At 64.9% G+C, this 14,444-nt stretch carries 16 protein-coding genes; 14 read left to right on the forward strand and 2 right to left on the reverse strand.

The genetic code is table 11. The features are described 5' to 3' along the window. The first annotated feature begins 2 nt into the window (after nucleotides 1–2). From OKA04_RS04690 to OKA04_RS04750, 13 genes are all read left to right on the forward strand, one after another. Nucleotides 3–890, forward strand: coding sequence for a DNA adenine methylase (locus OKA04_RS04690; RefSeq protein WP_264499973.1), 888 nt, complete (start codon nucleotides 3–5; stop codon nucleotides 888–890). After that, on the forward strand, nucleotides 887–2,461 hold the full coding sequence (locus OKA04_RS04695) for a hypothetical protein (protein WP_264499974.1): 1,575 nt from the start codon (nucleotides 887–889) through the stop codon (nucleotides 2,459–2,461). Before OKA04_RS04690 ends, OKA04_RS04695 begins: the two co-directional genes overlap by 4 nt. After that, a complete protein-coding gene (locus OKA04_RS04700) occupies nucleotides 2,458–3,144 on the forward strand; it encodes a hypothetical protein (protein WP_264499975.1) in 687 nt (228 codons plus the stop codon). The genes OKA04_RS04695 and OKA04_RS04700 overlap by 4 nt, the downstream gene beginning before the upstream one ends. Next, nucleotides 3,141–3,629, forward strand: a complete 489-nt coding sequence (locus OKA04_RS04705; protein ID WP_264499976.1) for a hypothetical protein — start codon at nucleotides 3,141–3,143, stop codon at nucleotides 3,627–3,629. The genes OKA04_RS04700 and OKA04_RS04705 overlap by 4 nt, the downstream gene beginning before the upstream one ends. Further along, on the forward strand, nucleotides 3,626–3,826 hold the full coding sequence (locus OKA04_RS04710) for a hypothetical protein (protein WP_264499977.1): 201 nt from the start codon (nucleotides 3,626–3,628) through the stop codon (nucleotides 3,824–3,826). Before OKA04_RS04705 ends, OKA04_RS04710 begins: the two co-directional genes overlap by 4 nt. Before the next feature lie 33 nt (nucleotides 3,827–3,859). Further along, nucleotides 3,860–4,447, forward strand: a complete 588-nt coding sequence (locus tag OKA04_RS04715; RefSeq protein ID WP_264499978.1) for a hypothetical protein — start codon at nucleotides 3,860–3,862, stop codon at nucleotides 4,445–4,447. A gap of 19 nt (nucleotides 4,448–4,466) precedes the next feature. Further along, nucleotides 4,467–5,660 carry a hypothetical protein gene (locus OKA04_RS04720; protein ID WP_264499979.1) on the forward strand — a complete coding sequence of 398 codons (1,194 nt, stop codon included), beginning with the start codon at nucleotides 4,467–4,469 and terminating at the stop codon, nucleotides 5,658–5,660. After that, nucleotides 5,657–6,073, forward strand: coding sequence for a hypothetical protein (locus OKA04_RS04725; RefSeq protein WP_264499980.1), 417 nt, complete (start codon nucleotides 5,657–5,659; stop codon nucleotides 6,071–6,073). The genes OKA04_RS04720 and OKA04_RS04725 overlap by 4 nt, the downstream gene beginning before the upstream one ends. Before the next feature lie 75 nt (nucleotides 6,074–6,148). Beyond that, complete coding sequence (locus OKA04_RS04730; protein WP_264499981.1) at nucleotides 6,149–8,137, forward strand: coiled-coil domain-containing protein; 1,989 nt, start codon at nucleotides 6,149–6,151, stop codon at nucleotides 8,135–8,137. Next, on the forward strand, nucleotides 8,137–10,038 hold the full coding sequence (locus tag OKA04_RS04735; RefSeq protein WP_264499982.1) for a hypothetical protein: 1,902 nt from the start codon (nucleotides 8,137–8,139) through the stop codon (nucleotides 10,036–10,038). Before OKA04_RS04730 ends, OKA04_RS04735 begins: the two co-directional genes overlap by 1 nt. Nucleotides 10,039–10,044: 6 nt before the next feature. Further along, a complete protein-coding gene (locus tag OKA04_RS04740) occupies nucleotides 10,045–10,488 on the forward strand; it encodes a hypothetical protein (protein WP_264499983.1) in 444 nt (147 codons plus the stop codon). Nucleotides 10,489–10,493: 5 nt separating this feature from the next. Further along, nucleotides 10,494–11,321, forward strand: a complete 828-nt coding sequence (locus OKA04_RS04745) for a hypothetical protein (protein ID WP_264499984.1) — start codon at nucleotides 10,494–10,496, stop codon at nucleotides 11,319–11,321. Nucleotides 11,322–11,634: 313 nt separating this feature from the next. Then, nucleotides 11,635–12,477 carry an endonuclease/exonuclease/phosphatase family protein gene (locus OKA04_RS04750; protein ID WP_264499985.1) on the forward strand — a complete coding sequence of 281 codons (843 nt, stop codon included), beginning with the start codon at nucleotides 11,635–11,637 and terminating at the stop codon, nucleotides 12,475–12,477. Between the two features lie 31 nt (nucleotides 12,478–12,508). Here the strand turns inward: OKA04_RS04750 and alr are convergent, their stop codons facing one another. Continuing rightward, the gene (gene alr / locus OKA04_RS04755; RefSeq protein WP_264499986.1) at nucleotides 12,509–13,606 is read right to left on the reverse strand and encodes an alanine racemase; all 1,098 of its coding nucleotides are present in this window, start codon (nucleotides 13,604–13,606) and stop codon (nucleotides 12,509–12,511) included. A gap of 117 nt (nucleotides 13,607–13,723) precedes the next feature. On the opposite strand from alr, the gene OKA04_RS04760 reads away from it, so the two are divergent. Next, entirely contained in the window at nucleotides 13,724–14,077 is a 354-nt protein-coding gene (locus OKA04_RS04760; protein ID WP_264499987.1) for a helix-turn-helix domain-containing protein, read from the forward strand. Nucleotides 14,078–14,092: 15 nt separating this feature from the next. Here the strand turns inward: OKA04_RS04760 and OKA04_RS04765 are convergent, their stop codons facing one another. After that, complete coding sequence (locus tag OKA04_RS04765; protein ID WP_264499988.1) at nucleotides 14,093–14,440, reverse strand: hypothetical protein; 348 nt, start codon at nucleotides 14,438–14,440, stop codon at nucleotides 14,093–14,095. Nucleotides 14,441–14,444: the final 4 nt, after the last annotated feature.

Consider the following 14,444-nt stretch of genomic DNA (forward strand, 5'->3'; position numbering starts at 1 on the left):
TCATGACTCCTGACATCAATTGTTCCGCTCTTCCCGATGAGGATCTCGCGATCCTCCTGGAGACGCTTGCGTCCGTCGTCCGCACACCGGCACCGCCCGTCCCCGGATCACCCAAGCCCGTGGTCGCCTGGCAGGGTGGCAAGCGCTGGCTCGTGAAGGAGCTGCTGCCGCTGATCCCGGAGCACAAGATGTATGTGGAGCTCTTCTGCGGCGGCGGTGCCCTCCTCTGCGCGAAGAAGCCGAGCCAGGCCGAGGTGGTGAACGATGCGGACAGCGAGCTGGTGAACCTTTACCGTATCGTGAAGTGGCATCTGGAAGAGCTGATGAGGGAGCTGGACTGGTGCCTCAACAGCCGCCAGGAGTTCGCGGACTTCAAGGCCCAGCGCGGGCTCACCGATATCCAGCGGGCCGCCCGGTGGATGATGCGGATGAAGAACGGCTTTGGCGGCGCTCCCGATTACTTCGGACGCTCGCGCAATGGTGCCGGTGCGGCCTTCTCATCGAAGGCGGGGAAGCTGGCACTGCTCCGCGCGATGAATCGCCGCCTGGACAAGGTGGTCATCGAGAACCTCGACTGGAAGGATTGCATCCGTCTCTACGATCAGAAGCCCGCGGTCTTCTTCTGTGATCCGCCCTACACGACCGGCGAGGCCCGCTACGGCGCATGGACCATCGACGATCTCGCCCGCTTCAGGGAGGAGGGCCTCGACCAGTTGAAGGGCACCTGGATCCTGACCATCGACGACACGCCCGCCAACCGGCTGCTCTTCCGCGACTGCCTCATCAAGCCGGTGAGCCGGAAGAACGGGATCGGCCACGCCGCCGATGGCAGCACCTCCGTTTACCACGAGCTGATCATCCGTCCCGACGACGGACGCCACAAACCGTGATCGACTTCTCGACAGCAACGCCTTTGCCGGACGCGGTGGCTTCCCTCGGGAACCGCACACCGCTGGGCTCCCTGCTGTCGTCGGCGGAGTGGGAGCGCGAGCCGGAAGAGATCCGGCGCGTCTCCTTCTGGTCGGCGCGGGTCATTGACGAAGTGATCCTCGGCGAGATGCAACGGCGCATCCTTCAGGCCGTGCGCCAGGAGCGTGATGCGGTCGCCGCCGGTGGCCGGGTGATGGAGCGCGGGCGCTTCGTTCTGGAGATGCAGGAGATCCTCCGCCGCGCGGGCTATCAGCCCGACCCGGAGAAGCGGGGCGGTCTTCAGGATCTCAGCTCTTCACGTCGCCTGTCCCTGATCTGGGAGATGCAGCTCGCGATTGCCCGGGGCCATGCCGCGGACAAGGTGCGCAAGTCCGACGTGGGCCTCCGCCGTGCTCCCGCGCAGGAGCTGATCCGCGGCATGCAACGCATGCACGAGCGCGATTGGCCGCGGATCTGGCAGGAGCATGGTGGCAAGTTCTACGGCGGGCCGGGCAGCAACCTCGACTACCCACGGTCACCGGGCCGTATGATTGCCCTGGTCACCGATCCGATCTGGCGGGCCATCTCGCAATTCAAGCTGCCATATCCTCCATTCGCCTACGGGTCCGGCATGGTGCTCCAGAGCATCCGCCGCCGTGATGCGCTGGAGCTGGGTGTGATCAAGGAGGGTGATGCTGCTCCTACCGCTCCTGCATCGCCGTCCGCTCCCACGTCGCCGCGCCGCCCGCCCACGTCTCCCTCAGCTCCTGGTGCTCCCGCGTCGCCCGCATCGCCGTCGCCCGCCCTGGGCACCGGCCTCCGCGTCAGCATGGGCCTCTCCGAGCCCGACGCCTACGAGCGGCTCCGCAGCGAGCTGGGTGACTCCATCCGATTTGACGGCAACCAAGCCGTGTATCACACTGCAACCAATTCCTCCGCCTCCGATGTCCACTGGCAAGAAACCGACGCCTCACTCCGCGAAGCCCTCCGGGCGCGTGCTCGATCCGCATTCGACAGCGGCGAGGGAGTCCTTGGCCGACTTCGACGAGAATCGGATGCTGCCGAAGCGCTTTTTGCCGGTGATCAAGCAGCCGCCGTCCGCTACTCCTACCTCGCGCAGCTAGCCGCGGTCAGCAACGGGCGGAAGCGGCTCTTCCATGAGAATATCACTGAGGCGGATGCGCAGCCGTTGATCGCTGCAGCCCGGTCAATGCCGGGTGTGCGCGCCGAGTGGAAAGATGGTCACGTGCTGGTGTGGCGCGAGGATCTGGTCTCGCAGTCGCTGGACGAGCTCGTGCAGCTCTCGGGCGAGAATCCGGTCGCTCGCAATGGCGAGCTGCTCGGCTACGGCATGCCCAGCATGGGCGGCCCGGATGATGACTATGCCGTCGTGCTGATCCGCGATCCTGACGGCGATGTCGTGTCGGGATTCCACTCGCCGCTGCGCACGGCCCGCACCTATGCCGAGGCTCGCACGCGCGACTTCGCCGATGCGACCGGCGAGCCCTTCACCTACGATATCATCCCGCGCCCGAAAGGAGGTGGCCGATGATCAAGGTGACCGCTGTGGCGGGTGACAAAGGCGCGAAGGCTTTCCTCGTCGATATCGGGGACAAGGTCGTCAACCGCACCGAACTCAATCAGGCCTTGGCGACCCGCTACGTCGAGGTGGTGCAGGGCCATTGGCGCGCCAAAAATCGCAAAGGCAACAAGCTGAAGGGACCGCGCACCAACTTCTGGTCGAAGGCCGCGCAGGAAACCGGCATCACCTCCGTGACGGAGGAAGGTGCGACCGTCACCGTTGGCGGCGAGGCAGGCCAGAATGTCCGCATCCACATCTTCGGCGGCACGATCAAACCGAAGGTGGCGAAGGCGATCACCATTCCGCTTGTGCCCGAGGCGCACGGTCTCCGTGCCGCGGAGTATGAGCAGAAGCACGGGGACCTGTTTTCCATTCCCAATGTCCCGCTCCTTTTCGAGCAGGAAGGCGGCGGTCGAGGCGGTCGAAAGGGCACGCAAAGCCTGCTGTCCAACACGACGGGACGCACCAACAAGCCCGGCCCGGGCAACACGATCCCGCTCGCAGCGCGCACGGCGATCCGTCCGGTCTATTACCTGGCAGACGAGGTGACGATCCCGCGCGATGCGACGGCCCTGCCTGACGAAGCAACCATCATCCGCGCGCTCCAAGAGGAGGCGGAGGATTGGATCGATGCGCTGGGAGGTGGATCATGACAACGACACTCTACGATCTCCGCGCTGCGATCCGTGACGTGCTGGTGAATGCCGGGCTCTTCACTGCAAAGCAGGTCATCATCTCGCGCCGCGCCGACATCTGGAACGCGGTCAACACCGCTGTCTCCGCGGCGGAGCACGGCCGATGCGCGGTCATCGACACGCCAACTGCCGACCCGCAGAGAAACAACGAGAATAGCAAGGTGGCGCTCATGGAAGTGACCATCGCGGTCAACATCATCGAGCGCACGCCCACGCGACCGGAAGAGACCGACGAAGCCAGCGATGTGGCGTGGCAACGGATGGTCGTCCTGCTTCAGGGGAACCTGCTGGGCCGGAGCGGGGACCACGCGAACGGCCTGCGATTCGACGGTGTCGCCATGGTGCCCAACCAGCCGCTGCCGGTCCGCCAAACCATCTTCAAGACGCGCCTCCTCGTATGCGCGCAAAGCACCCCTCAGATCCCACCGCCAACAGATCCATGAACACCGAATCCGACGACGACAATCCTCCCGCAGCGACGCCCGCAAGCGATGTGCAGCTCCTTTGCACGGTGCTCATCTCCGGCACGCAGGTCGGCAAGCTCCGCCTCGCCAAAGGGCACCGGCTGAAACTGCCCGCCGAGAAGGCCCGTGCCCTCAACAACCTCAACCCGCCCGCCGTCAGCATCGACGGCGTCTAACACGCAACGACACCACCATCACACCTACGACCTATGGCTTCTAAATTTGGATTGCTTGCCGAGCGCATCACGGGCGCGAGTGCCTACTTCGTCCCGGACGGATCGAACATCGGCACTCTCATGGACCCGGAGATCACCGGACCAACCGCCAAGCCTGCGGACGATGCGGACTGGACGGACTACAACCTCGGTCGCATCACCAGCGCCGCCTACGACCCGACCACCCAGGAGCGGCAGCGCGAGTGGTTCAGCCCTGAAAAGAAGAAATACGTCCAACGCACGGACAGGCAGGTGCTGGCTGATGCCTTCAACCTGACGATGGTTGATTTCGCGGGGACGCTCTTCGACTCGCTGATGTTTGGCCTTGCGGAAGAGATCGTCGCCGGAGCTTCCCAGCCGATCTTCGCGAACAACGCGCGCTACAAGGACGGATGGGTGCGCCTCAAGCGCGAGAACGAGATCGACAAAGCGCTGATCACCCTCGCGGAGTTCCACGTCCGTCTGACGATCCAGACCGCACCGAACGACAGCAGCGAGCCGGGTTCACCGGTGTGGCGCATCGAGCACTTGGGCGACGCCACCGCCGCGCTGGAGACCTTCGTCAGCGGCGCGGAAGAGTAACCGCTGATCCGATCACGCAATGAGGCACTCGTCATGGCGCATCACCTGGAATCCCCTCGGCTCATCGCCGCGGGTGATACTGGACTTTGACGATCTGATGGACCGGGAGCTTGCCATCGACGGTGCGCAGCTCTCGGCCATCGGCACCTTTGACTTCGCGGTGTCCTCCACGCCATCGGCGCGAGGCAACCGCCGTCGCCGCGTCGAATTTGGCAAGCGCGTCGGTCATGACAGCGATGCCGACTCGTGGCAGGAGTGCTCCACCCAGCTCGCCGCCGGGCCATGGGGTGGCGATGTGGCGGGCGTGATCGAGATCCGTCCGCGTGTCGGCCCTGGCCTCCTGCTCCGGGCCGCTCTGCTGTCCTCGACCCACGAGCCGGCCACCGACACCGGGCTTGCGGAGAGCGTGCATGAGTGGTCCTTCCGCTGCACCCGCATGGCCGTCACCATCGGCGACGGCATCACCATCGGCGGCGGGTGGTATAACCCGCCGGGCGGTGGCATCACGGTCGTCATTCCGCCGGGCAGTGGCATCGGCCCGGGAACCATCGTCGAGGTGATCATCCCCGGTGTGCCACCGGGCTATTATCCGGTGACCGGTGTGACGCCGGGCGGAGGGGGCAGCGGCCCGGGTGGTAGCGCGGGTGATCTCGTGACCATCGGCGCGCCGCGCGATCCCGAGAGTGGCGACGATGACGAGGAGCCGCATCAGTTCAACATCACGCATGCGGCGGATGCAGCCGGTCCGGGCACATCCTTCATCTGCTCCGCGTGGCGCACGGTCGTCGTGACCAACGCGGTGGGCATCGAAGTCCTCGCATGGCGTGACGCGCAACCGCTCGGGGTATGGGAGCCCCTGCATCCCGGGACGACGGAGCTGGTCGGCGCGACCGGCACTTTCGTGCGGCACATCTGGCCGCCCGCGGCGATCGATGGCAACTGGTCGGGACTATCCTCCACGTCGGGGCCACGGACCATCGAATTCGGACGGGCCGCTGGAGTGTTCCTGTGGCGTCGGGTGGGAGAGATCACGCCGCGCACCATCTACGTCCCGATGCAGGCGAAGGGAGAGGTGAGTTATAACCACGGCCATGGTGGTCATGTGGTGCTCAAGATCCCCAGCCTGCCCGTGAGCATCAATGCCGCGGGTGTGCCGGTGGCACCGGGCAGCATCGACGATGGGACCATCAGGATCGTGGAGGTGGAGCCGTGATCAGCGCCGCATGCAAGATCGAGTTCATCCCCGCGGGTCAACCGGCCATCGTGCTGGTGGACGCGGGCGGCTGGCTTGAGACGCTGCCTCGCCTGGTCGCGAGGCAGAACCTTTACGAGCCCGATGGCATCGGGCTGGCTGATGGCTTCATCAAACCGCTCGGTGGCGTGCTGGTAGACATCAGCTTCGCGACCATCGCCGAGCCCGCGAGCGCCAGCGACATGTGGGCCGCTTTCCTCGACTGCCTGCCTCCGACGCTGACCGGCGCGCTAATCATCACCGGTGGCGGCAAGGTCACAATCTATGCACCCGCCGTGATGCCATCCACCACGCCCGAGCTGCCCGGCCCGGACGCGATGGTGATCAAGCGATATCAAATCCAAGCGGCACTGCCGGTGACGGTGGACGCCTAACAATTCACGAGCACGACCATGGCAGAGAGCATGCAATTCACCTTCAACCTGCGAACGACGGGCGACCCCTCGGGCGTGCAGGAAGTCGAGGAGGCAATCATATCGGTGACGGATGCCGCCGAGTCCATGGGGACCTCGACCAGCGGCGGCACGGCCACCCTGGAGGCCAACCTGAACGGTGCGGGCGAGGCGGCAGCGGGAACGACCGAAGCCATCGTGGAGCTGGGCGATGCCGTCAATTCACTGGGCACGAGCACGAGTGGCGGGACACAGACGATCTCCGCCAACCTGCGCAATGCGGCGGATGCGGCCAGCCGTGTGGAGCGCTCGGCCCGGCCCGCCGCCGGGTCTATCTCCGCGCTGACTGCCGAGGTGAACCGGCTTGAGCGCGAGCTGATGAATCTGCCGGTGGGTAGCCAGGCATTCACGGACATGGCCGCCCGGGTGAGGGCAGCTCGGCAGGCGCTCGCCGATGCAGACCAGCAGGCACGCCGATTAGCTGGCAGTGTCCGCACGAGCGGTGGCGGCGCGAACAGCGGGGCGGCCGTCCTGGAATTCTCACGCGCATTCGAAGACGCCCAATACGGTATTCGTGGCGTCCTCAACAACATCCCGACGCTGATCGCCATGCTCGGCGGCAGCGCGGGCCTCGCCGGCGTGATCTCGCTCGTGGCCGTCGCGGGCACGCAGCTCTGGGAAAGGCTCGGCAATAGCAAGACTGCCGAAGAAGGAATCAAGGCAGTTGAGGAAGCCGCCGAAAGGCTGGCCGGAAAACTGAAGACGCTGCGTGAGCGCCGCAAGCAGGTCGAGGAGATGAACACGGCTGATCTCGCCCGCCCGCTCAAGGAAGAAGACACCGCGTTCCGCCTCCAGACCGAAGGCATCCGCGCGAACATCCAAGCGATGAAGGATCGCATCAAGGCCGAGGTGGAATTGGATGGTGCCATCACCCAAGGCTCCCTCGGTGCGGTGGACGCCGATCTCCGATCCGGCAAGCTGACCGCAGATCAGGCGGCGGAGAAGCGGGACGCCATCATGAAGGCCGCGAGGGAGAGAGAAATTGCCCGTGCGAACGACTTGGCGAAGCTTGATGAAACTGCGGCCATTGAAGCCGAGAAGGCGGCCAAGCGTGATCTGGCAAGCGCGATGTTCAAGAGCGTCGCAGCACTGGACGCTCTCGACGATCTTGAGCAGCGCCAACGGATGTTGAAGGAGGAGCAGCGGAAGCGGCACGAACTCAACGAAGCCCAGGCCGCGCTGTTTCAGGCGCAGCAGGCTTGGAACAAGCTCAACGTCTTCGGTGTGGAGGCTGATTCGGCTGTCCTCGGGCGGCTTCGTGAAACGGCTGAGAAAGAGAGGAGGCTAGGCGAGGCGACGGGAACGGGAGACCAAGAGACCCGGGCTACCCTCATGATCGCCGCGCTCGAAAAGATGTTTGCTGCATCAGACAGGCTTTCAGGTCTGGAAGCCACTGGTGGCTCGCCGAGGGGACTCGATGCGCTTGAAAGTGAGGGGATGAAGCTGGTGGAGAACATTGCGAAAATGAAGGACTCAGTGGTGGCCGCTGAGCAGGAGATCACCGCCAAGACATCCTCTCTCAAGCTCGCGGAACAAGCGTCCACACTGGCCCAGGAAAGAGGTGCCGCCGCACAGGCGGACCGCGAGAACCAACAGTTGGCCAGTGACCGCGTGAGCGCGCAGCAAGCAGTTCGGGAAGCGGAGCAGCAAGCGGCGGAACGGATCACGAAGCTGCTGGATGACGTGCTTGAATCGCTGGGGGATGCTGCATCCTCTCCCAAGGTCCAAGGCAAAGCCGACGAGCTGAAAGCGATCCTGGAGAATGGCCTCCAGCGAGGCGAAGAGGATCAAACCCGTCTCCTGCTCCAGCAGCTCATCGGGCAGATGGACGCCGGTGACCGGAAGCGCGGTGAGATGTATCAGCGGATGCTCACGACCATGGAGCGGTCTGTGAATGTAATCTCCATCATGACGGGCCGCCTCACGGATTTTGAAGGCAGGATGACCACCGTCGAAGGAAACATCAGGAACGCCTACTCACGCTGATGCCGGTCGAATGGACAATCACCGGGCAGACCGGAAAGACGGTCGATGCCAGCGCGCACACGCTTGCGGATCTGCACGCGGAGGGCGCGGTGGTCAGCTTTCAATCGCTCGCGGCTGACACGCTGGAATGGGGCGTGTGGCTGTCGAGCCTGGGAGATGCCGCCGGGACGCTGCTGCCGGATCTAGGGCAGAGGATCACGCTGCTGCGAAACGGGATCCGCTTTTTTACGGGCATCGTGATCGCTCGCGACCCGGATCTCTCCGCGGGTAACTACGGCTGGCGGATCAAGGTGAGTGGCCCGTGGTGGTGGCTCCAGCAGCTCCTGCTCTCCAGCGAGATGGAGGATCAGGCAGGGAACGAAGAGGAGCGGTCGGTCTTCGTGTTTCCCACGGGATCTCCGCGCACCCATCTCATCGCGCTCATCGCCCGGGCCATCGAGCAGGGCGCGCCGATCTCCGAAGGGACGATTGCCTCGGCCTTCGCCGTGCCTCGCCTCAGCTTGCGGGACATGCCAATCGGTGAGGCGGTCGCGAGCGTGATGCGATGGCTGGCGGATGGCATCGTGTATTTCGATTATGCAACCGTGGGGCACCCGGCCCTCTGCATGCAGCGGCGGGTGGCAGCGGAGACGCTGACCATCACTCCGGCGGCGGTGATGCCGCGGCTGCGAGTCTCGCCAAGGCTCGATCTGAAGGCCGAGGAGGTGAAGGTCTATTCCGCGAAGCGGGAAACGGTGGGCATGGTGCGCAAGGCGGTGTGGGCCGAACAGAAGGCGGGCGTGCCATCGAGCGGCTTGCCCGTCCGGCAACCCGTCGTGGTCAGCGGGCCGGAGAAGGTGTGGGACGTGCTGCCGCAGGACTTCACGGACAGCGTGACGGTGCGGTCGGCTCCGGCATTGTCCGCGGGTCAGGTGCCCATCGAGATGCTGTGGCGGTATGACGAGCGGCTGCGCGCGAGCGGTGCGGTGCCGGTGTTCACCCGTGTCGGCTTGTGGGAGGAGCTGGATTTCCACTTCGGGTATAAGTTCGGCCTATCGGGCATCGACACGCGGATCACGGACGCCGAGGGCAACGAGATCCCGCTGGCCTACTCGCACTATCTGACCAGCGGCGAGCCCCGCGACTGGTGGACGAAGGACGGCATCGAGCACGTGATGGCCCGGGTGACGGCCACGATCTCCACCTACACGATCACCGGTCAGACCGAGGTGCCCGAGCCGCCAAAGTGGTATGAGCTGATGGGGGGCACTTACCAATCCTACCTCATCACGAACTCACCGCCGCCCGCGCGCCTCAAGCACGTGTGGTCCACCACGGTCTCGGTCTCGGTGCCATTCGTGAAGACGGCGTGGACGGCTGACACGGTCCTGATCCGGGCCGAGGACTATGCCTTCGTCCAGCCCCCGCCAGGGCTCGCTGCCAACTTGCTCGCGACGCAAGACTGGCTCCCCTACGAGGGATCGGTCAGCTACGTGACCGCGGAGATCCCGGCGGGTCATCACCTGGGCAAACGCCTCAATGTCTCCGGCACGCTGCCGGAGCTGGCCAACATGGGGGCGCTGGTCAGCGGCCACACCATCCGCCTGGCGACCGGCGAGCACACGCTCCAGCTCGGTGCGCCGGAGCGGCTCGGCTACAAGGATCTGGTGGCGCGCTTCCGGCAATCCGGCGCGGACAACATCGTGTGGCTGGTCGATCAGGTCAGCAGCGACCCGGGCAGCAACCCGCCGCCCGATCCCGAGCTGGAGATCCCGACCGGCCCGCCGAATGCGATCCTCTACAACGGCCAGCCCCTCATGTGGGACGGCGAATACCTCGTGTGGACCGCTGGAGAAGCTATCACCTACGAGGGCAACCGGCTGCTCTATGAGGGCCGCGTCCTGCGATACCCCATCACCTGAATCATCATGCCAATCGAACTGAATGGAGCTGCCGAGTCGGTCGTGGGACCGATTCGCAATGCATTGCTGGCCGCCGGGAAAGGACAGCCCAATGCTTTCGGCGCGAAGCAGACCTTTGACCGCGGGGTATCCCTCACCGCGCTGGCCCTGGTGGACGCTGCGAATATCCAATGGGATCTCGCCCTCGGTGGATTCGCGGCGGTCACGCTGGCGGGGAATCGCACGCTTGAGCTCGTCAACCTGGCACCGGGTGTCCATCGGCTGCGGGTGACACAGGGCGCGGGCGGGAGCCACACGCTGGCCTTCGCCGCGGGTGTGACGGTGCGGACGCCGGGCGGGGCCGCGATCACGCTGTCCACGGCGGTCGGGGCCGTCGATTGGCTGACCATCCTGCACGTCAGTGGCACGACCATCGACGTCATCACCGAGCCCGATTTCCAAGCGATCTAATCACCATGGCTGACATTGAAATCACCTCTGCCGATCCGGCCACGCTCGCGGGCATCCGCGCTGCCCTGGGCGCACCCGACGCGTCGCGCACGCTCCGCTTTCCCGACGCCGAAGTAGCGCCGCCCAGTCCGGTGCTACCTGGCGCTGCAAGCCGCGCGAGCAAGGTTCTCGGTTTCACGTCTGCCGGTGCGCCGGAGGCGACATTCGGTGGTGGGGGCGGTCAGCTCATTGCTCCTCTCGTCGCGAGCTTCAGCACGGGCTGGGTCAATCAGGGCACAGCAACGGCGACTGACATCGCCGCGGGTGGTGTGCTCGGGCAGCAGGGGCATCTCCGGTTGGTGAAGTCAGCGGTGGGCTCGGGTGAGCAGGTGAGTGGCCTTTTCAAGCCGTTGAGCGTCTCCCCGACATGGAGCTATACCGCCGTGCTTTCGTGCCGTCTGCCATCGACTGGCAACCACTGCATGGGCATCGCCCTGCGGGAATCGGCGTCCGGCAAGCTGATCCTCTACCCCATGCGGAACGCCGCGTTTTTCGTTATGAAATTCAACAGTCCCACGGCCTGGTCCGCCATGGGGGGAGCGGAGAAAACCATGGATGCCATCTTGCCTGGGGTGGGCTTTACCAATCCGATGCCAGCGCAGTGGGTATTTCGGGTGACCAACAATGGCACCAATATCGTCTTCGATGTGTCCCCGGATGGCTTGGTGTTCACGCAGATCTACAGCGCCGCGAAGGCCGACTTCATCACTCCGAATCAGGTCGGCTTGTTCATCGATCCCATCAACAATGCGGCGATGACGGATCTCAGGTGCCTCCATTGGGCCGAAGGCTGATAAATGCTGCCAGGCAATCTCTCATCCGGCGTGAGAAAATTGAGGAAGAAAGGGCGCTCATGCAGCGACGGGCGTGGGGCCTGCACAGGTGCTGCAAGCGGGTTGCAGGGGGCGTGCGGGGCGGGAGCGGAGGGGAGGCCGGTTACGGCTCATGGACTGACTTTTCCAATGTGTCCGTGAGCTTTTCTAATTTCCCGCGGCGGGTTACCCCTCACCCAGTCGGAGCAACGCAGTTGCCCCGCTACGAATGGGATAGGAGAATCGTGACCCATCCCCGTGGTTGCGCCTTTTCCGGGACTTGCCACACTCCGGCATGACCTTGAAAGCCTTGGCCACTGCTGCCGCCGGTCTCCTCGCCATCGGCATCGCTGAAGCAAAGCCGCTCCGCGTGCTGAGCTACAATCTCCGCTACATCACTCCCGGCGACAAGGGTGAGCGCGCATGGACCGCACGCCGCGACCAGGCCGCGGAACTCATCAAGAAGGACGAGTCCGACATCGTGGGCCTGCAGGAGGGACTGCCGCAGATGATGAATGACCTCGCCGATCGCCTGCCCGGCTACGCGGTCATCGGCGTGGGCCGCGAGGATGGCATCGACCGGGGAGAATACGCGGCGATCCTCGTGAAGGCGGACCGTTTCCGCGTTCAGGAGAGCGGCACCTTCTGGCTCTCCGATACGCCGGAGGTGGTCGCGTCCTGCACCTGGGGGAATACCGTCACGCGCATCTGCACGTGGGCAAAGCTCTACGACCGCGAGACGAAGAAGACTTTCCACTTCTTCAATACCCACCTCGACCACGCCTCGCCGGAGGCCCGGGAAAAGGGCACCGCGCTGATCCTCTCGCGCATCGCCCCACGCCGCGCGGCCGGGCCGGTGATCATCACGGGCGACTTCAATGCCGCCGAGGCGGACCCGCTCCACAAGGCGATTCGCGATGCGGGCTTCGCCGACATCTGGAAGACGGTCAACCCGGACACCCCCGCCAGCGAGGCGGGGACCTTCAATGAATTCACCGGCGTGAAGGACAGCGCCCGGATCGACTACATCTACGCCACCCCGGACCTGAAGGGCACCGAGTCCGAGATCATCCGCAGCTCGAAGAACGGCGTGTATCCCTCCGACCACTTCCCCGTGCGGGCGACGCTGGGGATGTGATCCGGGGGAGGGGAAAGGTGGTGCGGGTCGGTCAGCGATAGACCCGCACCACCCGCGGCGTGATTCCGGTGAGGATCTCCCAGCAGATCGTCCCGGCCTTCGCCGCGACTTCATCGACGCGGATATTCGGGCCAAACATTTCCACTTCGTCACCCTCGGCCACATCGCTGCCGGTCACGTCGATCATGAGCTGGTCCATGGTCACACGGCCGAGCATGGGGAAGCGCCGGCCGCGGATGAAGGCCTCGGCACCATGGCCGGAGACCGCGCGCGGGTAGCCATCCCCGTAGCCGATGCCGATGGTGGCCACGCGCGTCGGCTTCGTGGTCACAAAGGCCCGCCCGTATGACACGCCGTGCCCCGCGGGCAGTGTGCGGACCAGGGTGACGCGGGATTTCAGGCTCATCACATTCCGCAGGATGCCCTCGTGGCCCGGCAGCGGGGAGATGCCGTAGAGCATCAGGCCCGGGCGGGCGAGATTGCAGACGCCGGCATCGTAGCCCAGCAGGCCGGCGCTATTGCAGAGGTGCCGCCAGCGGAAGCGCTCCGGTCCGCCGAGCGATTGCAGGACGGCCGCATACTTCGCGATCTGCGCGCGGGTGAATTCCTCGTCCTCATCCGCCGAGGGCAGGTGGGATCCCAGGCCCTCGATCTCCAGATTCGGCAGCTTTTCCAGCTCGGTCAGGATCTCCGGCAGCCCCTCCGCGACGAAGCCGCCACGGCCCATGCCGGTGTCTACGGCCAGGTGGACCTTCAGACGGCTGCCATGGGCGCGTGCCAGCGCGTTGAATTCACGCGCCTCCTCCAGCGAGGAAAGGCACGGCGTCCAACCGCGGCCCACGATTTCCGCGCGCTCCTCGGACCAGGTCGCGCCGAGCAGGTAGATCCGAGTGGTCACGCCGGTGTCGGAGATGCGGCGGGCCTCGCCGACATTGGCCACGCCGAAGAAGACGATGTCCTCGGAAGCAAGTGCCTTCGCGATGTCCTCGAGGCCATGGCCATAGGCCCCGGCCTTGACCACGGCCATCACGTCGCAGCCCGCGGCTTCGCGTGCGGTGCGCAGGTTGTGTCGCAGGGCGGATAAGTCGATCTCCGCCCAGGATCGGGGCGGCGAATGTGGTGGGTTCACGCCGCGAGGAAAGCCGCGGAGCGGGAGGGGGGCAAGTGCTGGCTGAGTGAACCTGCCATCGATGGCAGCCCGGCTCGACGACTTGATTTCGCGGTCAAATGACCGAATTATCCGGTCATGATCTCCACGGCATTGCAGGATCTTTTCGGAGGGAAAGCTGCCGAGGCAGTTCTTTTATCCGTCTTTCACCACGGGGAGATCTACGGTCGGGCGGTGTCGCGGGATTTCGCGGTATCGCTGGATGCCGTCCAGCGGCAATTGGAGCGATTCGAGCGTGCGGGAACATTGGTCAGCAAGCAGCAAGGGCGCACGTTGGTTTACAGTTGGAATCCGAAGTCGCGTCTCGCGGCCCGCCTGCGGGATCTAACAGGGGTGGTTTACGATGGCTTGGAGCAGGGTGCGAAAGAGCAGCTTTTCGCCGAGCGTCGGCAACCGAGAGCCAAGGACAAGCCGGTGATCCGACCGAGGTGACGCGACGCGGAGTGTTCAGATTCTTCCGAGGATCGTGAAGCTAAGTACGCAGATAACGGGTGCGAGGGGCAATTGGAACATGAACATCAGGGTGCCCGACTTCAGGCCTTCCCGCATCCTGTTCTGGGGGGCGACCTTCGAAGCTGAGATCCAGCCAGCAAAACCACAGCAAAAGAGCAGGAACGCGAACCACAGGAAGAGCAGCACCACCCCCGTCATGCCGCCTTGGAAAGACGGGAGTAGCAATCGCTCCGCGAGGCGCATGAATACGGCAGCCGCCAAACCCGGGCACACCATGCACAGGATGATGAGGAAGCCTTCGAGCGTTGAAGCGGGTTCAGCGGTTTGAGGTTCCTGCGACATTCGG

It is taken from the genome of Luteolibacter flavescens (assembly GCF_025950085.1).
Taxonomy (GTDB): domain Bacteria; phylum Verrucomicrobiota; class Verrucomicrobiia; order Verrucomicrobiales; family Akkermansiaceae; genus Haloferula; species Haloferula flavescens.

Coding starts and splice junctions, on each gene's coding strand:
- OKA04_RS04690 (WP_264499973.1), top strand. CDS start 3: ATGACTCCTGACATCAATTGTTCCGCTCTTCCCGATGAGGATCTCGCG.
- OKA04_RS04720 (WP_264499979.1), top strand. CDS start 4,467: ATGAGGCACTCGTCATGGCGCATCACCTGGAATCCCCTCGGCTCATCG.
- OKA04_RS04735 (WP_264499982.1), top strand. CDS start 8,137: ATGCCGGTCGAATGGACAATCACCGGGCAGACCGGAAAGACGGTCGAT.
- OKA04_RS04705 (WP_264499976.1), top strand. CDS start 3,141: ATGACAACGACACTCTACGATCTCCGCGCTGCGATCCGTGACGTGCTG.
- OKA04_RS04750 (WP_264499985.1), top strand. CDS start 11,635: ATGACCTTGAAAGCCTTGGCCACTGCTGCCGCCGGTCTCCTCGCCATC.
- OKA04_RS04745 (WP_264499984.1), top strand. CDS start 10,494: ATGGCTGACATTGAAATCACCTCTGCCGATCCGGCCACGCTCGCGGGC.
- OKA04_RS04700 (WP_264499975.1), top strand. CDS start 2,458: ATGATCAAGGTGACCGCTGTGGCGGGTGACAAAGGCGCGAAGGCTTTC.
- OKA04_RS04765 (WP_264499988.1), bottom strand. CDS start 14,440: ATGTCGCAGGAACCTCAAACCGCTGAACCCGCTTCAACGCTCGAAGGC.
- OKA04_RS04715 (WP_264499978.1), top strand. CDS start 3,860: ATGGCTTCTAAATTTGGATTGCTTGCCGAGCGCATCACGGGCGCGAGT.
- OKA04_RS04710 (WP_264499977.1), top strand. CDS start 3,626: ATGAACACCGAATCCGACGACGACAATCCTCCCGCAGCGACGCCCGCA.
- OKA04_RS04740 (WP_264499983.1), top strand. CDS start 10,045: ATGCCAATCGAACTGAATGGAGCTGCCGAGTCGGTCGTGGGACCGATT.
- OKA04_RS04760 (WP_264499987.1), top strand. CDS start 13,724: ATGATCTCCACGGCATTGCAGGATCTTTTCGGAGGGAAAGCTGCCGAG.